Annotated in this window: 17 protein-coding genes; 5 read left to right on the top strand and 12 right to left on the bottom strand. The window is 64.1% G+C overall.

The annotated features are described in order from the left end of the window. Positions 1-4: 4 nt before the first annotated feature. From gdhB to ACZ5TV_RS03580, 7 genes are all read right to left on the bottom strand, one after another. On the bottom strand, positions 5-1330 hold the full coding sequence (gdhB, locus tag ACZ5TV_RS03610) for a glutamate dehydrogenase GdhB (RefSeq protein WP_379779123.1): 1326 nt from the start codon (positions 1328-1330) through the stop codon (positions 5-7). A gap of 2 nt (positions 1331-1332) precedes the next feature. Then, a complete protein-coding gene (locus tag ACZ5TV_RS03605; protein ID WP_379779125.1) occupies positions 1333-1476 on the bottom strand; it encodes a rubrerythrin-like domain-containing protein in 144 nt (47 codons plus the stop codon). Between the two features lie 233 nt (positions 1477-1709). Beyond that, positions 1710-4553, bottom strand: coding sequence for a bacterio-opsin activator domain-containing protein (locus ACZ5TV_RS03600; protein ID WP_379779127.1), 2844 nt, complete (start codon positions 4551-4553; stop codon positions 1710-1712). Positions 4554-4857: 304 nt separating this feature from the next. Then, complete coding sequence (locus ACZ5TV_RS03595; RefSeq protein WP_379779129.1) at positions 4858-5313, bottom strand: 30S ribosomal protein S19e; 456 nt, start codon at positions 5311-5313, stop codon at positions 4858-4860. A 351-nt stretch (positions 5314-5664) separates the two neighbouring features. Next, a complete protein-coding gene (gene hmgB / locus ACZ5TV_RS03590; protein ID WP_379779131.1) occupies positions 5665-7008 on the bottom strand; it encodes a hydroxymethylglutaryl-CoA synthase in 1344 nt (447 codons plus the stop codon). Positions 7009-7076: 68 nt separating this feature from the next. Further along, positions 7077-9143, bottom strand: coding sequence for a hypothetical protein (locus ACZ5TV_RS03585; RefSeq protein ID WP_379779133.1), 2067 nt, complete (start codon positions 9141-9143; stop codon positions 7077-7079). Positions 9144-9328: 185 nt separating this feature from the next. After that, on the bottom strand, positions 9329-9526 hold the full coding sequence (locus tag ACZ5TV_RS03580) for a hypothetical protein (protein WP_379779135.1): 198 nt from the start codon (positions 9524-9526) through the stop codon (positions 9329-9331). A gap of 233 nt (positions 9527-9759) precedes the next feature. Between ACZ5TV_RS03580 and ACZ5TV_RS03575 the strand changes: the two genes are divergently transcribed. The 3 genes from ACZ5TV_RS03575 to ACZ5TV_RS03565 all read left to right on the top strand — a co-directional run bounded on the left by ACZ5TV_RS03575 (position 9760) and on the right by ACZ5TV_RS03565 (position 12115). Next, positions 9760-10080 (top strand): MarR family transcriptional regulator, encoded by a 321-nt coding sequence (locus tag ACZ5TV_RS03575; protein ID WP_379779137.1) that lies wholly within the window; start codon positions 9760-9762, stop codon positions 10078-10080. Positions 10081-10231: 151 nt separating this feature from the next. Next, a complete protein-coding gene (gene tnpC, locus ACZ5TV_RS03570; RefSeq protein ID WP_464383947.1) occupies positions 10232-11689 on the top strand; it encodes an IS66 family transposase in 1458 nt (485 codons plus the stop codon). A 75-nt stretch (positions 11690-11764) separates the two neighbouring features. Then, entirely contained in the window at positions 11765-12115 is a 351-nt protein-coding gene (locus ACZ5TV_RS03565) for a type II toxin-antitoxin system PemK/MazF family toxin (RefSeq protein ID WP_379784062.1), read from the top strand. Positions 12116-12349: 234 nt separating this feature from the next. On the opposite strand, the gene ACZ5TV_RS03560 is transcribed toward ACZ5TV_RS03565, so the two are convergent. Beyond that, positions 12350-12955, bottom strand: coding sequence for a GNAT family N-acetyltransferase (locus ACZ5TV_RS03560; RefSeq protein ID WP_379784054.1), 606 nt, complete (start codon positions 12953-12955; stop codon positions 12350-12352). A 526-nt stretch (positions 12956-13481) separates the two neighbouring features. Between ACZ5TV_RS03560 and ACZ5TV_RS03555 the strand changes: the two genes are divergently transcribed. Beyond that, the gene (locus ACZ5TV_RS03555) at positions 13482-14207 is read left to right on the top strand and encodes a nucleoside phosphorylase (protein WP_379783334.1); all 726 of its coding nucleotides are present in this window, start codon (positions 13482-13484) and stop codon (positions 14205-14207) included. Between the two features lie 17 nt (positions 14208-14224). Here the strand turns inward: ACZ5TV_RS03555 and ACZ5TV_RS03550 are convergent, their stop codons facing one another. Further along, positions 14225-14674: a UPF0179 family protein gene (locus ACZ5TV_RS03550; RefSeq protein ID WP_379783332.1), complete on the bottom strand. Its 450-nt coding sequence runs from the start codon at positions 14672-14674 to the stop codon at positions 14225-14227. Positions 14675-14804: 130 nt separating this feature from the next. Here ACZ5TV_RS03550 and tmcA point away from each other — a divergent pair, with 130 nt between their 5' ends. Then, a complete protein-coding gene (gene tmcA, locus ACZ5TV_RS03545; RefSeq protein ID WP_464384111.1) occupies positions 14805-17213 on the top strand; it encodes a tRNA(Met) cytidine acetyltransferase TmcA in 2409 nt (802 codons plus the stop codon). A gap of 62 nt (positions 17214-17275) precedes the next feature. On the opposite strand, the gene ACZ5TV_RS03540 is transcribed toward tmcA, so the two are convergent. The 3 genes from ACZ5TV_RS03540 to ACZ5TV_RS03530 all read right to left on the bottom strand — a co-directional run bounded on the left by ACZ5TV_RS03540 (position 17276) and on the right by ACZ5TV_RS03530 (position 19552). After that, the gene (locus ACZ5TV_RS03540; RefSeq protein ID WP_379783897.1) at positions 17276-17584 is read right to left on the bottom strand and encodes a DUF7344 domain-containing protein; all 309 of its coding nucleotides are present in this window, start codon (positions 17582-17584) and stop codon (positions 17276-17278) included. Positions 17585-17682: 98 nt separating this feature from the next. After that, positions 17683-18357: a hypothetical protein gene (locus ACZ5TV_RS03535; protein ID WP_464384110.1), complete on the bottom strand. Its 675-nt coding sequence runs from the start codon at positions 18355-18357 to the stop codon at positions 17683-17685. 94 nt (positions 18358-18451) lie between these two features. Continuing rightward, positions 18452-19552 carry a DUF4330 family protein gene (locus ACZ5TV_RS03530; RefSeq protein WP_379783401.1) on the bottom strand — a complete coding sequence of 367 codons (1101 nt, stop codon included), beginning with the start codon at positions 19550-19552 and terminating at the stop codon, positions 18452-18454. Positions 19553-19554: the final 2 nt, after the last annotated feature.

Below are 19554 nucleotides of genomic sequence, written 5' to 3'. Positions count from 1 at the left end.
CGTTCTACGGCCAGAGCCCCCGGGACTCGTGTGCGTCAGCGACGCGCGAGAGCGCGACGATGTACGCGGCGTTCCGCCACGTGACGTCCCGGCGTTCGTACTCCGTTCGGATGCCCTCCCACGCGGAGAGCATCTCGGCTTCGAGCTCGTCGTGGACCCGATCCAGTGACCACGCTCGTCGATTGATGTCCTGAAGCCACTCGAAGTAGGAGACGGTGACGCCGCCCGCGTTCGCGAGGATGTCGGGGATCACCGGGATCCCACGGTCCGCCAGTATCTCGTCCGCGGCGGTCGTCGTCGGTCCGTTCGCCCCCTCAACGATCAGGTCCGCAGCGATATCGTCGGCGTTGTCCGCGGTGAGGACGTTCCCGACCGCTGCCGGAACGAGGAGGTCGACGTCGAGCTCGAGCAGTTCGTCGTTCGTGAGCAGCGTCCCGATGTCCTGTCGGGTGACCGCTTCCGGCTCCTCGTCGTGGGACGGGATGTCGTGTGTGTCGAGCCCGTCGGGGTCGTACACCGCCCCGTTGACGTCGCTGACGGCAACGACCGTCGCGCCCCAGTCGTCGAGCAGGCGCGCGGCGTTCGCCGCAACGCTCCCGTAGCCTTGGACCGCTACCGCCGTTCCCGAGAGGTCGCGGTCGTAGTGGTCGACCACCTCGCGACAGACGATAGCGACGCTCCGGCCGGGGGCCCCTTCACGGCCCTTGCTTCCGCCGACGACGGGCGGTTTCCCGGTGACGACCCCTGGGATCGTCTCACCTTCCTGCATCGAGTACGCGTCCATCAACCACGCCATCGTCTGCGGGTCGGTCCCCATATCCGGCGCGGGAATGTCGCGCGTCGGCCCGATGACGTCGCGGATCTCCTGTGTGAACCGACGCGTAAGTCGTTCCTTCTCGTCGTCGCTCAGTGATTTCGGGTTCACCGCGACACCGCCTTTGGCCCCGCCGAACGGGAGATCCATCACCGCACACTTCCAGGTCATCCACATACCCAGCCCGACGCACTCGTTCCGGGTGACGTCCGGATGATATCGTAAGCCGCCCTTGTACGGGCCACGGACGCTATCGTGTTGTGCCCGGTAGCCGGTGAACACGTCGACGGACCCGTCATCGCGCTCGACAGGAACCGTCACTTCGTGGACCTTCTTCGGATGCTTCAGCCGCTCGACGACGTTCGGATCGATATCGAGATGGTCGGCAGCGTGGCTCAGCTGTCGCCGCGCGGTTTCCACTGCGGACTCCGGCTCGGTACCGGTATCGCCCGGATCGGACGCTTTTGTCTCTCCGTCCGTCGTCTCGGTCGTTTCGGTAGTGGGACCAGTAGCCATCGTTATTCGATCGGCATCCGCCGGTTCCGTATCTCACCACCACACGCCGGACACTTCCCTGGGTTGCCCTCGGCGGTCGTGATGGTGCCACACTGTAGGCATTCGTAGGATCTCACACCGTCGGCGTTTGGTTCGACGTCTCTCATGTATGTGTTCGGCTATCCGCGGGATCGACCCCTCGACACGTTCGAGGCCCGATGCGTCTCCCGCGGGACACCATTTCACCCAACGAGACACGTCCGGTAATGTTTGCTAGTTCAAATACGAACTTCAAGGAGATCTGGGGGTTCGTATTTCAACCCCGATCGCGTTAGGGATCGGGGGGCGGTACCGATGCGAGTGGGGTGCTCAGATCCACGGCGTAACTCGTGGGAGGACGTCACCCCTCGAACATCGCCGAGAACAGCTTCCGTTGAACCGCTCGTATGTGTTGATAGAACGCGGCAGGCGAGAACCCCAGCATCTCCGCGATCTCCTCGCCGGTGTGTTGCCGTGGTGACTCGAAGAACCCGCTGTAGTACGCGGTCTGGACCACCTCGAGCTGCCGGTGAGTAAGCGAGTCGATCACCGCCGCGTGGAGGTCACGTTCGTCGGTGCGTTGAACGGTCCGCTTCCGTCTGAGCGTCACCGACGGGAACGTCTGTCGAACCAGCTCGGAGACGGTTCTGACGTCCAACCCCTCCGGAACATCGATAGTGAGAACGGTTGCTTCCGCGTCGGCGGTCGCCTCGCGGAACACGACCCCGTGATCGGCGAGCTCCGGAGCCAGGAACGGCTCCGCGAGTTCGAGCTGGAGAACGCCGCCATCACGGTCCCCGCTGATCCGTTGTACGCCGTCCACCGCCGTCGACGCTGCGGCGATGTCGGCCACCTCGTCCACGTCCGCGTCCTCGACGGTAACGAACACGTAGCTCCCGTCGGTGGTCCGTTCCAGTCCTCCCTGATACGTGAGCGTACAGTCTGCCTCGCGAGCGAGCCGCGACAGGACGAACGTCGGATCGTCGATCTCGAACTCGGTCCGGGTCATCGATGTCGTCAACAGGGCGTTCTTCCGCTCGACCGCGCTGTGGGCGGACGCGATCGTCTCTCCCAGTTCGGCTAAGACCGTTCGTGTCGTCTCGTCGAACGCCTCTCTGGTCCCGGCGTACACCGTCAATACGCCGTACGAAAGGTCGTTGTAGACGAGCGGGACGCTAACGGCGGACATGAAATCACGTGCGAGCGCTTCTCGTCTCCAAGGGTCGTCCCGCAGTCCGGTCGCGACCGTCGGTTCGACCGTGACCGTCTCGGTGGTCGCGGCTCGCTCCGCGGGCTCGGTTCGGTCGGACCCGCTCGCGAACGTCAGCGCGTCCAAGTATCCCTGTTCGTCCCCGGCCCACGCTCGCGGCTCGATCGATCCGGTCACCGAGTCGACGGACCCTATCCACGCGAACCGGAACCGATCAGCGTCAGTGAGACGTTCACACACCGTGTGGTCGATCCCGTCCCGCGTCTCGGCACGGACGATCGCCTGGTCGATCGCTCGGATCGTCTCGTTGATACGGTTCAGTTCCGTCAGTCGCTTGTTCTGTCGCTGGAGCTGTCTGTCCTGCTGACGCAGCTGTGACTCCCGGCTGACACGGTCGAGCGCGGCTTCGGCGGTCGCGGCCAGCAGGTCCGCGAGCTCTCGGGTCACCTCGTCGAACACCCCGACCTCGGCGGATCCGATCACGAACACGCCGTGGTCTCCGAGCGGAATGTAGGTGACGCTCCGCAGTTCCGTTGCACGGTTGGCGAGCCGCTCGGATCGATGTACGTCGTCGAACAGGAGCGTCTCGTCTGCGAGGAAGCTGTGTCCGGGTAGCGTCTCGTCGTCCGCGTGAACCGTCGGAAGGGGGCCGTGGTGATCCGTGATCGCCGCCGACGCGGCGGCCGGCCGAAGCTCGTTCGTGTCGACGTCGAACAGGTACACCGCACTCGCCTCGAACCCCACCACGCTCGGAGTGTCTTCGAGGAGCTGTCGGGCGATCTCCTCGTGCGTCTCGGCGTACAGGAAGTCCCGAGCCATCTCTTGAAGGGTTGCGAGCGCCTCCTCGCGCTGTTTTCGCTTCGTGATGTCACGGCAGCTGTAGAGTATCGTCCCGTCCTGGATCGACACCTCGCGGACGTTGACGAGGAGCGTGTGCTCGCGCCCGGCTTTGTCCGGCACGGTACATTCGATGTTCTTCAGGACGCCGTCAGCCGCGAGCTCCTCCCTGTCGAACAGGTCCTCACCGAGGAGTTCGTCTATGGTCCCTTGGTCGTGGATCTCCTCGGCGGTGTATCCGAAAATGAAGTGGACGTTCGGACAGACGTACGTGTACTCGCCGCCCTCGTTCGTCATGAGGATCGTGTCGGTCATGTTGTCGAGGGTCACCCGATGGAGCTCTTCGGAGCGACGCAGGTCGCGCTCCAAACTGACCTGATCCGAGATATCGACCCCGTCGACCACGATCGAAACGAGCTCGCCCCGATCGTTTTCGACGGGACGAACGGACAGCTCGATCGTTCTCCCGTCCGGCTCGTCGTCCGGCGGGAGGAGTACCGCAGTGCCGGACCGGCCACGGAACGCGTTCTCGACGAGCCGTTTCACGTCGTTGCTCGTCGATCGAACGCCGCTCCACCAGGGAAGCGTCCAGAACGGTCGATCGAACAGCGTGTCGACGTCGGCGTCGATCGCCTCGCGTGCCGTCCGGTTCGCTCGCTGTAGCGCCCCCGTCGGATCGAGGACCCACGTCGCCGACTGCGTGTCGTGAAACACCGTGTCGAACTGTCGCGCTCGATCCCGCAGTCTCGACCGTGTTCGGGACGTCGCGAGCGCGCTTTCACTCCGTTCTACGAGGCGGCCGACCGTCTCGTCGACCGGCCGATCGATCACGACGTAGTCCGTGACGCCCTCCGTGATCGCCTCGCTGGCGACTGATTCGTCACCCTCCGCGGCACCGATGATCACCGGTAGCTCCGGTGTATCCGTTCGGATCTCTCGAAGGAGCTCGACACCGTTCCCTCCACGAATCGAATACGCAGCGATCACGATGTCCACCGGTCCCTCTTGGATGGCCTCCCGCGCCTCGTCTGCGGCTTCAACTCGTCGGATCGGCGTTTCGGCCTCTCGCTCGAGCGCTTCCTGCAGCCGATCGACCCACTCGGCCTCCCCGACGACGAGTGGAACCGACGCGTCGAGAGCCGATCCCGCTGCCCTCATCTCCCGACTCCCCCATGGTGTCCACTCCTTGCCAGCCGCGTATTCCCACTCCGCCGGTGATCGAGGCCTTGTCGCACGGATGTTCATTATTGAATCTAACAGATAAACCCGTTCCGTGATGGGACCTCGCCGCGGGCTGAGATCGTCGACCGCTCGTGACCGACTCAAATAATTTGATATTGCAATATACAATTTATTAGCGGTACAACGGCCGTAGCGATACCCATCGGTACGCCTTGGGGTTCCGCACTGCTGATCGGTAGCGCAGTGGCTCAGTCGAGCGAAAACCCGCGAGAAATGTCGTTTACGCGTAGCGTTCGAGTTCCGGACGGTCGAGATCCTCGAGGACCTCGCTCGCGACTTCCGAGAGGAACGCTTCACCCTCGTCGCTGACCCGGCGACCCTCGCCGGCGGCGGTCGTGACGAGTCCTTCCTCCTCGAGGGCCTGCAGCGACGCGCGGATGAGCTTCCGGGAGCCGCCGGCATGCCTACCGGGACGAACGATGTAGCGGTTCGAACCCCGCTTCTTCGAGCCGTACTCGGTTGCGAGTCGTTCGATGCCGACGGGCTCGTTCTGGGCGACCTTCCGGAGGAGGCTCGCCGAGCGAACGTACCAGAAGTCGTCCTGCTCCGGCGGCAGCTCCTTACCGGCGCCGGTTTTGGTGAACGCCACCCAGTCGGGCTCGTCGATCCGGTCCTCGAGTCGCGCCGCGACCGCCTCGATCAGGGCGTCGGCGGGCACGTCGTAGATGGTTACCATTGGAGATGAATTCACCCTAACGTCGTTTAAACCCATCGTCTTCGAGAAGCGTCGTGTGACGGGTTTTCACGGGAGAGCGGCGCGCTCACGCCCCACCACCTGTCGCTGGGAGCCCGCTACCCGCCGCGTGTGTCCCGGTACCCGTTCTTGTCCACCGCGATCGTCGCTTGTCCACTGTGATCGTCACTCGTCCACTGCGATCGTCACTCGGCACTGCGATCGTCACTCGGCACTGCGATCGTCACTCGGCACTGTGATCGTCACTCGGCCACTGTGATCGTCACTCGGCCACTGTGATCGTCACTCGGCCACCGTGATCGTCACTCGGCACTGCGATCGCCGCCGGCCGAGTTACTCGACGTACTCGTACTTCCGCTCGTTCATCCGGCCCCACCCGGTGAAAACGAACTCGCCGTCGGGCGCGGTGAACTCCTCGATCTCGCGGTCGAGGTCCTTGTCGTACTCGTGGACGTCGTGGACGTCCTCGTACTCGTCCCACGAGAGGTCGTACCGGGCGTCGAGCTGGTCGTCGATGTCGAGCGCCTCGATCTCCGCCCGCCACCCCTCCTGTAGCGTCTCGGCGTGGATCTCCGCCTGTGCGCCGGAGCCGTACGAGGCGACCAGTAGGGTCTCCCCGACGAACTCACCCTCGCGGTCGAGCGCGTCCCGAAGGGCGCTCGCACGGGCGATGTGAACCGAGCCGGTGTACCAATTGCCGACCTCCCGGGAGAGTCCGAGCGTCGGCTCGACGACCTCGTCGTACCACGCGCCGTACTCCTCGGTCGTCTTCAGCGCGTCCATGTACTCGCGGATCGCCTCCTCGTACGCCTCGCGGTCCTCGTACTCCTCCTCGCGAGGCTGGCGACCGATCGCGTCGGCCAGCGCGTCCTCGTGTTCGGTGTCGCGGATGACGTGTCGGTACGCGAGCAACGCCGCCTTCCGGACCATTCCCGGGAACGGGGTGTGGAACGGGGCGTACGCGAAGTCGTCGAGGTGGATCTTCCCCGACACCGACTCGTAGTCCTCCAACGCCTCGCGCATCCGCGAGAGGTACACCTGCATCGACCGCTTCCCGTCGACGCTGGGGAACTGCTGGTTCGGCTTGAGGAAGTCCGTCTCGTCCATCGAGCCGTACCCCTGATGCGTCGACAGCTCGACGAGATCGGGATCCTCGTCGATCAGCATCGCGACTGCGCCCGCGCCCTGGGTCGCCTCGCCGGGGTCGCCGCGGGCGTACAGCGCGGTGTCGGTCGCGATCACGAGCGCTGCGCGGTCGCGGTGTCGGCCCGCCTGGATCCAGTTGTACGCGTCGTCGACCGCTTGGGTGCCCGCGACGCAGGCGAACTTACGCTCGCCCTTGTTAGCGTGGCGGAAGTCGCCGTCGTACACCTTCTCCAGACAGCCCGCGATGTACGTCGAAACCGGTTTCGAGTGGTCGAACGCGGACTCGGTGGCGACGTCGATCCGGCCGATGTCAGCCGGTTCGAGCCCCTTGCGGTCCATCAGGCGCTTCGCGGCGTTCGCGCCCATCGTGACGATGTCCTCGTAGACGTCCGGGAACGAGGAGTTCTGGAGTCCCAACCCCTTCGTGTACTTCTCGGGGTCGTCACCCTTCTGCGGCGCGAACGTGTTCGGTAAGTCGAGCTTGAGCTTGCCGGATCGGATCTCGATGGCGTCGATCCCCACTGCGGTCATACACGGTCCTTCATGGACTGGGCTTATTGGTGTGTCGATGCCGGTTTCGTCGATCGTGGAATGATCGGTTATTGTTCCCTTATATCCGGTAGTAACAGTTTAACGTCTCCAGTATTCGTAAGATTGGACACGGTCGACTGATCGCTCAAGTCTCGACTGATCTCCTCAAGACGCTCTTCGTCAGTCTGTGAGAGGCCCTGATACGTGTTGGGATCCAAGAGATCGATCTCCTCGTTGTTCCTGACAAACTGCTGAGCCGCGCCGTTTGTGAGATCATAAGATTCTCCATCAATTGTCACGGTTCCCCCCTGCGTATCGCCGGATCTGAACGCAGTGACCTGGAAATCATATGTTTCCGTATTTCCGGATACGTCGAACGCCGCGTCGAGCTCGTCCTGCCCCCCGAACTCATCTTCAGCTTGGGCAAACACGCCAAAGGGAGTGGGTTCCTCAACCGTCACTGTCGTCGGTGACGATGCCACACCGTCGAATTCGGCGGTCACATCGTACTCACCGGCCTCAGTCTCCGTGAAGAGTCCCTCACTGTCAATCGTACCGCCCTCGGCGTCCCAGTCGAAGGCACCATCATCGTCCTCGATAACATTTCCGTCAGCGTCCAGCGCTTCCGCGCTGAAGTCAATATCATCGCCGGACGTGATCGTCTGATCCTCATCGGGATCGATCACGACTTCCTCAACCACGCGGTCTTTGATCGTTACTGTTGTCGAATCAATGTCATCACCAGATGCCGCAAACAACGTCACATTACCCTCTTCTGATCCGGTACTGACGTTGGTTGTGAAATTGCCCTCAACAGTCGTTGTGGACGTGTTGTTCTCACCTTGGAATGTCGCTATCGAAGAGTTCGTCGCAAAGTCTACGGTAGCGTTAGTCAGCGGTTCATTGTTGCTTTTTACAGTACCATTTATCTCCGTCTCACTGTCGATTGGTATTGTACCGGGGTTACCGCCATCCCACGAGACAGTATACGTCCGATTCGTTTCGCCACCCGATCCGGCGGAACTGACAGTGAAATCCACTGATTCGTAGTGTGGGTCCCCATCTTCACTACCGTTAATCGACGCGTTGTACGTCCCGGAGTCGCTCGTACTGAAGAAAGCCCTCCCTTCGTCATCTGTTAGCGCCTCAGTCTCATTTCCGTCAGGATCTCCGAAATAAACGCGCTCATCTGAAACCGGATTATTATACGTATCTCTCACTTCGACGCCGACATCAACCCCGCTGGGGACGTTTTCCGGACCAACCCGTACGACGTATTTCGCGTCAGCACTTTCGGAATCGTCGACGGCGACTTCGGCGAGCCGAAGTCGGAATTCACCTTCTTCATCAAACGAGATGGTTACGGTGTCTTCGTTGCCGTCAGCCTCGGCTTCTATTCCATCGGGCAGCCGATTATTCCACTGTTCTTCGACATTACTCGGACTGTCAGTCGCCGTTGGAAGGACGATATTCGTCTCGTCATCGACATTGATCGGAATCGTCCGTGTCCCCTGTGACGTTGCCCCCAGATCGACACTTCGCGGTTCCACCCCGCTCTCCGATAGCTCCCCTGTCAAGGCCGTCAGACTGATCCGATCGTCGCCGACGACCGTCTGGCCGGAGCGAAAGAGCGCGGCATCGTTCGGGAACTCCGCGGCGACGACCGAGTGTTCGTAGGTGAGTCTCGGTCCGTTTCTGAACTCGTTATACCCCGGTGTATACTGGATCGAACGAGTGTCGAATCGAAGATCCCTGTCACTCCAGAACTCTTTGACGTTGTCTGCGGCGTCGTCACCGATTTCGACGTTCCTGATCTCGAGGTCGGTTCGTTCTTCGGTCGTTCTAAGCTCACCCGTCGCTGCTGGAGGATTTAAAAAGAACGTCCGCTGTGGATACCGCGTTCCGAGTCGGATTCGTTGTGACTGCGCGGCTCCCGTCGATCCGGCTTGTAAGATTCCGTTCCGCAGGTCCTGGAAGTCACCCTCCACCTGCTGGCTGTGTTCGAACTCGATCTCGCTGTTCTCCGCTGGCACGAACTGCACCTGATAGACGGAGAGCGCGATGATCAGGAAGCCGAACAGGATCACCGTCCCGACCACGACCGACTGGCCCCGACGGTCGTGACTGAAGCCCATTGCCGACGTTCCGGCGCGGACACTTATAAATCTCCGCGACCGCGTCTCACGCACGATAACGGTCCATCGGTTCGATGCTGACTACCCCCGGTTCGACCCGACCACCCACCGGTTCGACCCCGAGTCACCTGCTGGCGCTCCGCCACCCGCTTGACGCGCGCAGTGTCGACCCGGCCCCACTCGCCTCAGTCGTCAGCCGTCCGCCGCGTCGTTACCGCCGCCGAGACAGCGGCGACGACCGCGCCGAACCCGCCGATCAGGACGGCCTGCGTCGAGTTGACGTCGAACAACACGGCCGAGAGGAGACTGATCGCCGCGAACGACACCACCACTGCTCCCAACACCGGCAGGAACGCACCACCCCCGCCGACTCCCTCGCTCATACGCCGTCCATCGGTCATGAGTATATAAATATCCGCGGAACCCCGTGGCGGCGTTCTCACTGCGGGTTCGACGAGTTTCTCCGATTCGACGGGATCCGGCAGTTGAGACTGGCCGTCTCAATGGATACGATCCTCGATCCGTTTCGAGACGTTGCACGAAGTACCCCTTTCAGTACTTTCGTCGTTTTCATACCTAACACTCATCACGGCCGACACCGTATCCCCGCTCAACGATGTCTATCGACCGGGATACGTTCGAGAAGACGAGCGAGGACGAGCTCGAGGAACTCTCCGTCCCGGACCAGGTCCTCGGATTTCTCGCCGCCAACGAGGACCGCGCGTTCAAGGCCCGCGAAATTGCCTCTCAGATCGGCGTCGACGAGGGCGCGGTCAGCACCGCGCTTTCAAGACTGAAGCGCCGTGACCTCGTCGAACACAAAGCGACGTACTGGGCGATAACCGACGACGCCGAGCGGCTTGACGGATACGATGGGTACGAGCGAGCGACCGCCCTGTTCAACCGGCGACTCGGTACAGAAAATGTACGTGTTTAGCCCGGGCTGATTTCGTCACTGTCTCGTAGATAGAGACACGCGGGGGACACATGGTCCGTCAGCAGGAATCGGGAATGCCTTCTCAGGGATGGTCTCCGAGCAGCGGAGACCATCCCGTTGGCCCTGCTGTCGCCGTTCCGAGGTGGGATCGATGAGCTGGGACGATCTCACCAAGGATGAACTTCTCTCGCGGTTTCTCCAGATGGAGGAGCGAATCAACGAGTTGGAAGAAAAGCTCAACCAGAAAAATGAGCGGATCGAGGAACAGAACGAACGAATAGAGCAGCAGCAAGAGCGGATCGAAGAACTCGAAACACGCCTCCGAAAGTACGAAAATCCACACACTCCACCCAGCAAGCGACGGTCGGGGACCGACGAGTCCCCGACCTCGCAGGATGACGAAGATGACGATGTCCGAACTGACGGCGGCACTCCCGGTCGGAAGGACGGTCACGATCCGGAGTGGCGTTCTACAGCTGATCCCGACGAAGAAATCGAAGTCACCTGTGACTGTTGTCCTGAGTGTGGCGACCACTTCGACGAGTCGGTGGGCGTCAGCCCCCGACTCGTCGAGGAGATCCCTGATCCGCAGCCCCCAGAAATCACTCGGTACAACCGCCACTACTACCAGTGCGATTCCTGTGGAACAGAGACAGTTGCGGCTCACCCCGACTGCCCCGATGAGGGGCAGTTCGGGGTGAACGTCATCGCTCAATCAGCTCTGTCACGGTACGATCACCGCCTTCCCTACCGGAAGATCGCTGACCGCTTCGAGCAGCTGCATGGACTCAAACTCTCGGGTGCATCTGCGTGGCACGCGACCGAGCGCGCTGCGCGCGCCGGTCGCTGTGAGTACGAGCAGATCCGTCAAGAGATCCGAGATGCCGACGTGGTTCATATCGACGAAACAGGCATCAAACGTGACGGTGAGCAGGCATGGATCTGGACGTTCAAGACCGCTCAGCATACGTTATACGCGGTGAGAGAGAGTCGTGGGAGTGATGTTCCCGCGGAAGTCCTCGGTGAGGACTTCGCGGGAACGGTCATCTGTGACGGGTGGACGGCGTACCCAGCTTTCAGCAGCAACCTCCAGCGGTGTTGGGCGCACATTCTTCGAGAGGCTGAAGACGCCGCCGAAAAGCAGGCAGAAGGTGAACCGATCTACCACGCTCTCAGACAGGTGTACGTCGCTCTCCAGGCCCGGCTGGAGAGCGACCCAAGCCCTCGTGAGAGAGCAGACCTCCAGCGTGTGGCGCGAAGAGAGCTTGAATCGCTGATTGAACGGTCAGTACCCGACGGACCAGTGGCAACACTGCTCGGGAAGATCGAAGGAGGTCTCGACCACTGGCTCACCTTCGTCGGTGAGCCAGCGGTCTCTCCGACGAACAATGCCGCAGAGAACGCACTTCGTGAGCCAGTGGTTCTCCGGAAAATCATCGGAACGCTCCGTAATGACCGAGGAATGTTCGTTCACGAGACGATCTTGTCCCTGCTGGCGACGTGGCGCCAGCAGGGACGCAATCCATACGAAGAGCTTCGTCGAGTCGTCAGCAACAATAAGATTATCTCACGGGCTCACGCTGTGCCGGCTGTCGAGACCTCGGGGTAAACACGTACCAGAAAATAAAGAGTCTTGGCGCGAACACGCACCCGAGGAACCGCATCCGAGCGTCGAGGACGACCAGTGACCGACGGAGAAACACCGATCTTCGAGCGTGGCGATATCGTCTACGGGGATGATCCGTTCAAGGGGGAAGAAGACGCTCGACCCTGGCTCATCCTCTCGAATCACGAGGGCCGTCCGTTCTACGGCGAGCAGTATATGACGCTCACGCTAACGTCGAGATCCTGGATGGACGGCCTGATCGACATTCCCGACGAGAGTTGGCTTCGTGGTGGGGTCCCGAATGAAAGCCGGATCGTCCCATGGGGAGTCCAATCAATCGACCACACGGATATCGACTTCTGGCAAGGTCGTCTTAAGAAGGATCTCGTTGACGAGGCGGTTGCTGCGCTTATCGAAGAACTACATTAGCGGCGGCCTGTTGAAATCCCATTTACTAATCGTCAGGGTGTCATAGAACGATTCGCATGGCGTTTCTTTCGCCCCAGATAGGGTAAACTATCCGTTCACTACGCCTGCAAATCGACCGTTAGGATTTCTACCAGCTCAGAGATGTGTTCTAATGGCCGTGCAAGATACAGGGCGCGAATGTGGTGCGAACCGAGGCCGATCTACGTGAGAGAGTGATCGGTCAGTACAAACGACCTACGTATCGGGTGTTGACTCTCGATACTGGTTTTGTGTAACTGTGTATCGGTGATGGGCGATTATCGTTCCGTCAGGCCGAACTGTCGAGTTGCGGATGACGCCGTCGTACTGACCACCGTGCGCAGAAATGTACTTCTCCACCGCCGCCCGCGACCTATCGTTGCCGTCCTGTACAGGAACGGCGACGAGGTCGAGGTCGAGACGCTCGAAGGCCAGTTCGAGCATCGCATCTGCCCGTTCACCGGAGTATCCGTTACCCCAGAACTGCTTGCGAAGCCAAATCGCAGGTTTCCCTGTTCGGGTTTCCCAGTCGATGATGAGGCCGCCCGACCCAGCGATTTCGCCAGCCCCCGGTTCACCCTCCTCTGGTTGAATGACATACTCTGCCCGTGTTCCGTCTTCCCACTTGGATTCGAGTTCAGAGAGGTAGTCCGCCGTTTCCTTCACAGTGTTATGAGGACCCCATGGGAGGTACTCTGTTACTTCCTCGATTCCTGATTCGTGGTGAGAACACAATTCATAGTATTCGAAGGCATCAACTGTCTCGTGGCAGAGCCGTCGCAAATGGAGACGTTCCGTTTCGATCTCCTCCGGAAACAACATATCGACGACTACCTGAAAGGAGTATATAAGACCAACGCTGAGTTCGCAAGCACACTCTATCGGCTTATTCAGAATTCAGTTGGGGAAAATAACGCAGTTCTCGTGCTGACTGCATCCTCTATATTCAGCAGCTTGTTCCTGACAGATACTGAGTAGATTACGGCACAATGTGATACAGCGTTCGTCTGTACTTACCGTTGTCGGGGAGCCACAGCTGGGTGTGCGAACTGTTCTATGACACCCTCAATCGTTCTTACTGGTGTCATCGTTAAGTAGATGCGCAAACTAACTGACTTTAATTAACCACTAATTCAACGCTAACTTACACACGATATACGGAGGAGATTCAGAAAACAGATACTGGTAGTCCTGATCAGAATCCCACTCTAGTCTCAACCATCCAACAAGATCGAATGCATAAACCTCTCATTGCTATATGAATTCTCTTCATCCGGTTCGCGAGCCATCCGTAGTCCTTCGGCCCGCTACCGGGTCGTTTTTGCGCGCGGCGGTGCTCTCGGGGCGTATGGCGAAACAGCCGCATCTGCTGATCGAGGAGGGCGACGTCCACGAGATCGCGATCGTTCCCGGCGACCCGGGCCGGGTCGACCGCATCGCGGACCTCTGTGACGACAGCGAGCTCGTCGCGGAGAACCGCGAGTACCGCGTCGTCAACGCGACCTACGAGGGCGTCGACCTCACGATCTGCTCGACCGGGATCGGCTGCCCCTCGGCGGCCATCGCCGTCGAGGAACTCTCGCGCGTCGGCGTCGAGACGTTCCTCCGGTGTGGCACCTGTGGCGCGCTCCAGGCGGACATGGAGGTCGGCGACATGGTCGTGGCGACGGGGGCGGCCAAAGAGGAGGGGACGAGCAAGCGCTACGAGTCGGCGGTGTACCCCGCGGTTCCGGATTACGAAGTCCTGTCGTCCCTCGTCGACGGCGCGGAGGCGAACGACGAGGACGTCCACGTCGGACCGATCGTCTCCGACGACGCCTTTTATAACGAGAGCGAGGAGTACGTCGCGGACTGGAACGACGCGAACCTGCTCGCGATCGAGATGGAGGCCGCGACGCTGTTCTCGCTGGCCCGTCGCAAGGGGCTCGCCGCGGGCGCGATCTGCACCGTCGACGGCAACCTCGTCGCCGGCTCACAGAAGGGGGCGGACTCCGACGACGAGCTCCCCGAGAAAGCGAAAGATAACGTCGAGCGCGCGATCCGGATCACGCTCGACGCGGTCACCGGGTTATAAGGATCGGTCGGGGCGACTCACTCCTCTTCCGCTTTGAACTCGACGAGCGTCAGCTCCCGGTCCAGCGCGCAGTAGTCGTGTGGGGGCTCACCGAGCACCCGGTCGATCCGGCGTTCGTCGTCGAAATCTGCCCCGTCCGGGACGCAGTACTCGTGGCTGGGGCACTCGGTGTGGGGGCACGGCCCCGCGAGCGACGCGAGGCTCCCCGCGTACGCGGCCTTCGAGGGAACGTTCGCGGGCACCGGCGCGGGCTCGACTTCGACGGCCCGGACGCCAGCGTCGTGGACCGCACAGTCGAGCGTCTGTGCGTTCTCGCGCACGTCCGTGATCCGGTATCGAGTCCCGACGGAGAGATTGAGACATTGGCTCCGGTAGGGACAGCCCTCGCAGTCGGGCGACTCCCCCTGATAGACGAACTCGCGACCCGCGTCCGCGAGCCGCGAGCCGATGAGCGTGACCGTAGGCATATCCGGGGGAACGGGCCCCGGTGTCGTAAGCCTCCCGCCCGCGACCGACGGCTAGGGATCGACGCGTGCGGTCCGGGGCGTGTGACCGTAGAGGGCAAGACACATCCGACCCGCCGCGGAAGGAACGGCGATGATCGCAGGGTTGGCGACGGAACTCCGGCGGGAGGCCGAGCGGGCGAACGAGCGGCGCGTCCTCGTCCTCGCCGGTGACCGCGACCGCGGGGTCGACGCCGCGTACGACGCCATCGAGGCCACCGATGTCGCCGACGAGTCGGTCACCATGGTCTCCACGCGCGAGGGGTTCCGTTTCGAACGCGTGAGCCCGCGAGGAACCGACGCGCTCCTCGGGCGCACCCGAGATATCGTCGTCCTCGACTGTCACGAGCAGTTCGTCCCGAACGCGCTCGGCCGGGCGGTCGGGGCCGTCGACGGCGGCGGACTCCTCGTCCTCTTGACGCCCGACCTCGATGACTGGCCGGCCGTACGGGACGGGTTCGACGAGTCGCTCGCGGTGCCCCCGTTCACCCTCGATGACGTCACCGGTCGGTTCCGTGAGCGGCTGGTGGGGACGCTCCGGACGCACCCCGGCGTCGCGATCGTCCGGCTCTCAGCCGATTCGGAGGCGTCGGACTCGTCCGGAGCGGCGATCGAACGCGACGGGCTCACCGACCCGCCGCCCCCCGGACCGCGTTCGACCCCGACCCGGCCGCCGGACGCGACGTTCCCCCACGCCGCCTACGACGCCTGTCTCACCGGGGACCAGTCCCGCACGCTCGCCGCGCTCGAGGCGCTCGCCTCGCCCGGGTCCGCGGTCGTGGTCGAGGCGGATCGCGGCCGGGGGAAGTCCAGTGCCGCCGGGCTCGCGGCGGGGTCGCTAGCGCTCGCCGGACACGACGTGCTCGTCACCGCCCCGGCGTTCCGGAACGCGGCCGAGGTGTTTACCCGCGCCCGCGAGCTCGTCACGGCGGCCGACGCGACGGCCGACCCGGACGAGCGGGGGGCGTCCCCCCCCGAGTCCGACCGGGCGGCGGGTCGCGTCGTCCGCGCTTCCGGTGGTGGCCGCGTCCGATTCGCCTCGCCCGCGGTCGCGGCGGACCTCCCCGAGTCGCCCGACTGCGTCGTTGTCGACGAGGCGGCCGCGCTCCCGGTTCGGCTGCTCGAACGCTTCCTCGCCGCGCCGGCCGTCGCGTTCTGTACCACGGTCCACGGCTACGAGGGGGCCGGGCGCGGGTTCTCGGTGCGGTTCCGCGACCGGCTTCTGGACAGCGAGTTCTCGGTCCGGGACGTCCGGCTCGATGAGCCGATCCGGTACGCCGCCGGCGACCCGGTCGAGTCGTGGGCCGCGCGTGCGCTCCTGCTCGACGCCCGCCCGTCGGTGCCGGAAGCGGTCGCGGAAACGACTCCCGAGAACGCCACGTATCGTCGGCTCGACCCGGACGCGCTCGTCGACGACGAGGTGTTATTGCGCGAGGCGTTCGGCCTGCTGGTCACCGCACACTACCGGACCGAACCGACTGACCTCGCGCGCCTGCTCGACGCGCCCAACCTCGAAGCGCGGGCGCTCACCGCCGACGGGCGGGTCGTCGCCGTCGCGCTGCTCGGCCACGAGGGCGGGCTCCCTCCGGAGACGCGCGCGGCGATGTACGAGGGCGAGCGCGTCCGCGGCAACATGGTTCCGGACGTGCTCACGAGCCAGCTCCGCGATGAGACCGCGGCCGACTCCCACGGCCTCCGTACCGTCCGGATCGCCACACACCACGCGCTCCGCGGTCGGGGGTTGGGGTCCCGCTTGCTCGATCGGATCCACGCGGAGTTCCGCGGGACGGTGGCGTACTTCTCCGTCGGGTTCGGCGCGACGCCTCGACTCCTCCGGTTCTGGCGGCGCGCGGGGTATCGGGCCGTCCACCTCTCGACGACGCGAAACGACGCGTCCGGCGAGCACTCCGCGCTCATGCTTCGACCGGAGACGGCGGCGGGCGAGACGCTGCTCGACCGCCACGCCGCCGCTCTGCGGGACCGCGAGCGCGACGCGCTCTCGGACGCCCACCGGGATGTCGATCCGGACGTCGTTCGCGGCGTCCTCGCGGCCTGCCCGGCTCGGGTCACGGTCGATCTCACGCCCGCCGAGTGGCGCGCGGTCGTCGCCGCGTCGTTCGGGCCGGGGATGTACGACGTCGCGCCCGGCGCGTTCCGTGACCTCGCGATGGCGACGCTGGTCGGCGGCACGGGACCGGCACAGGGGGCGGACGGCGCGAGCGACGCACGCGAGAACGCCTCGTGGAGGGGGGACGCTGGCGACGACGCCTCGTGGAGGATGGACGCTGGCGACGACGCCCACGGGATCCTCGACGCGCGAGAGGAACGGCTGTTCGTCCGGAAGGTGTTACAGGGCCGTCCGTGGGCGGCCGTCGCCGACGAGCTCGGCTACGTCTCGACGGCGGCGTGTATGCGCGCGCTGGGCGAGGCGGCGAAGCCGCTCGTCGAGCGATACGGCTCCGACGACGCGCTCGCGGAACGTGACCGGTTCACCGACGAGTAACGGCGCGGTCGGGGTCGGGTCGCCGGAGACGGACGTTGGAGGAACGCCAGGTCCGCGCCGTCTCAGTCGTCGGCCGAGCCGGACTTCATCTCGATCGACGGCGCGGGGAGGTCTTCGACGTGTGCGGCCGCCTCCTCGAAGTTGGGCCCGGGCTCGATCTCGCCCGTCTCGGGGTCCCACTCGATGTACCCGGCCTCCTGTAATGCCGGTAGATGCGTCTCCCGGAGCGCGGTCTCGATCTCCTCCGCTCGGCCCCGGGGGTAGAGGTCCGCGACCGTTTCGACGGTGTCGTCGACGAGCCCCGCGACGACACTGTGTCGCTGCGTGGCCGTTGGCTCCGGCGCGTGCGTGGTGATCGTGTCGTGGACCATGGTGATTCTCGGTGTATCTCTATTCACATACTGCGTAGAAATAAAGCTACGGACGGATCGGGGTCAACCCCCTCCGATCGGCCCTTCCCTCGCCGTGGTTAGCGGTCCGAGACGCGTGGCTCTGTCGTGTCCGCGTCCGTGTGTGAACCGACCGTGTTCGGGTCGTCGTGGGCGTCGGTCGCGTCCGTGTTCTCGCCGGTCGCGTCCGTGCCGGGCGGCTCCGGAGGTTCGAACGCCCGTCGAAGGAGTTCCACGGGGCGCGTCCCGCGAAGCGTCTCCCAGTCGCGGTCGTCCCGGAGCCCGAGTACGCCGACGACACAGAGGACCGCGCCCCCGCCGAGTCGGACGGCGGAGGGGTCACCGAGCGCGCCCGCGCCGACGACGAGCGCGACGACACCCACGGCGAACGCGACGAGCCCGGCCGCACGGAGCGGCGCGTCACGCACGCCGTCGCCGACGCGGCGACCCGCGGCCACGAACCGGGAGCCCTCGGCCGCGGCGGCGACGCTCGCGACGACTCGGTCGAGGACGCGGAGGACGGGACCGACCGTCCGGGTCTCCCGGAGGTCGATAACGATCACGTCCGGCTCCGGCTCCGCCGTGAGCCACCTGTACAGGACGGAGCCTCGGACCGCCGTCAGTACCCGTGTCGCGCCGCCCCGCGCGCTAGCGACCGCCCGGGAGCCCGATCGACTCGCGCCGTCGCCGCTCGACGCGCCGTCGGGTCGAGGGTCGTCGACGCCGGTCGTCGGATCGTGATCCTCCGCTGTCATTCGTCTACTGGTTCGTGTCGTCGGTGAAACCGGTTGTGGTCGCCGGCGGCGCGGACTGGCGAGCGATCGGCGGATATGACTGGGGTCGGAGCGGTCACGCCCCGACGCTGACGACGGTCGCTTCCACGGTGACAGTCCCCAGGTCGAGGACGACGGTCGACCCCTGACGGAGCGCCTCACCCTTGAACCGCGGGCCGGACGGCGTTTCCCGCACCCGCAGTTCGGCCGTGACCGTCACGTCGCGGTCGACCGGGTGGTCGACGACGTTCACGCTCCCGTCCTCGCCGGTCGCGATGATGATCGACGGCCGTGTCTCCACGTCGGTCACGCGCGCAACTTCGTCGTCGCCGGCGCGCTCGACCATCCCGGGCTCGATGGCGTCCGCCATGTCCTCGCGGACGTCGTCCATCCGGAGGGTGACGGTCCTGTCGGCCGCCGATCCGGCGTCGAGGCGCTCGCCGACGCGCGCTATCGTCCCGTCGACGGTGTAGTCGGCGGTCGGTAACGACACCGTCTGTCCGCGCCGCACGGGGACGCCGGCGAACCGTCGGTCGGTTCCCTCGCGGTGGGCGTCGACGGTCGCTTCGAGGAACACCCGGCGGTGGTCGGGGTCGTTCGTCGCGTACACCGCGACGTCCTCGACCGTCGCCACGGTCCGGCCCGCGATCCGGACCTCGTCGCCGGCGGCCACGTCGTCGGCCTCGCTCGTCGGCAGGGTGTCACGGACTACGACCCGCGTCGAGTCGCGGGTGAGCGCATCGCCGTCCCCGACCGCGCGGACGTGCCCGCTCACCTCGTAGCGGTCGGTCACGAGGTCGAGGCTACGGCCGAGCCGCGGGGGTGCGTTCGCGTACGTGAGCGTCCCCTCCGCTACTTCTCCTTCGAGCGCGACGCGAAGGGTCACGCCCACGTCGTTCCCGCGCGGCGTCACGTGAACGTCGGTGACGGTGAGTGTCGAGACGTCGTCGGGGCTGTAGGTATCTCCCTCGTTCACGGCGTCGACGACGTAGCCGGGCTGGGTGCCGAGATCGAGCGTCGCGTGCGTCGTGTCGAGCTCCGGTTCGGGCTCGGGTTCGTCGCCGCCGAACACGAGCGCGACGCCGGCGACGCCGACCGCGAGCACGACGAGGATCACCAGCGCGTCGACGACGTTCACGACCCCGAAGAGGTCACCGTCGTCGTCGATCAGCTCCACGT

The sequence above is a fragment of the Halorubrum tibetense genome (assembly GCF_055396225.1).
The sequence above is the reverse complement of the archived record's forward strand: the minus strand, read 5'-3'. Positions and strand labels throughout refer to the sequence as shown.

Coding starts and splice junctions, on each gene's coding strand:
- ACZ5TV_RS03575 (WP_379779137.1), top strand. CDS start 9,760: ATGTCTATCGACCGGGATACGTTCGAGAAGACGAGCGAGGACGAGCTC.
- tmcA (WP_464384111.1), top strand. CDS start 14,805: ATGATCGCAGGGTTGGCGACGGAACTCCGGCGGGAGGCCGAGCGGGCG.
- gdhB (WP_379779123.1), bottom strand. CDS start 1,330: ATGGCTACTGGTCCCACTACCGAAACGACCGAGACGACGGACGGAGAG.
- ACZ5TV_RS03555 (WP_379783334.1), top strand. CDS start 13,482: ATGGCGAAACAGCCGCATCTGCTGATCGAGGAGGGCGACGTCCACGAG.
- ACZ5TV_RS03585 (WP_379779133.1), bottom strand. CDS start 9,143: ATGGGCTTCAGTCACGACCGTCGGGGCCAGTCGGTCGTGGTCGGGACG.
- ACZ5TV_RS03560 (WP_379784054.1), bottom strand. CDS start 12,955: ATGTTGTTTCCGGAGGAGATCGAAACGGAACGTCTCCATTTGCGACGG.
- ACZ5TV_RS03580 (WP_379779135.1), bottom strand. CDS start 9,526: ATGAGCGAGGGAGTCGGCGGGGGTGGTGCGTTCCTGCCGGTGTTGGGA.
- hmgB (WP_379779131.1), bottom strand. CDS start 7,008: ATGACCGCAGTGGGGATCGACGCCATCGAGATCCGATCCGGCAAGCTC.
- ACZ5TV_RS03550 (WP_379783332.1), bottom strand. CDS start 14,674: ATGCCTACGGTCACGCTCATCGGCTCGCGGCTCGCGGACGCGGGTCGC.
- ACZ5TV_RS03535 (WP_464384110.1), bottom strand. CDS start 18,357: ATGACAGCGGAGGATCACGATCCGACGACCGGCGTCGACGACCCTCGA.
- ACZ5TV_RS03600 (WP_379779127.1), bottom strand. CDS start 4,553: ATGAGGGCAGCGGGATCGGCTCTCGACGCGTCGGTTCCACTCGTCGTC.
- ACZ5TV_RS03540 (WP_379783897.1), bottom strand. CDS start 17,584: ATGGTCCACGACACGATCACCACGCACGCGCCGGAGCCAACGGCCACG.
- ACZ5TV_RS03605 (WP_379779125.1), bottom strand. CDS start 1,476: ATGAGAGACGTCGAACCAAACGCCGACGGTGTGAGATCCTACGAATGC.
- tnpC (WP_464383947.1), top strand. CDS start 10,232: ATGAGCTGGGACGATCTCACCAAGGATGAACTTCTCTCGCGGTTTCTC.
- ACZ5TV_RS03595 (WP_379779129.1), bottom strand. CDS start 5,313: ATGGTAACCATCTACGACGTGCCCGCCGACGCCCTGATCGAGGCGGTC.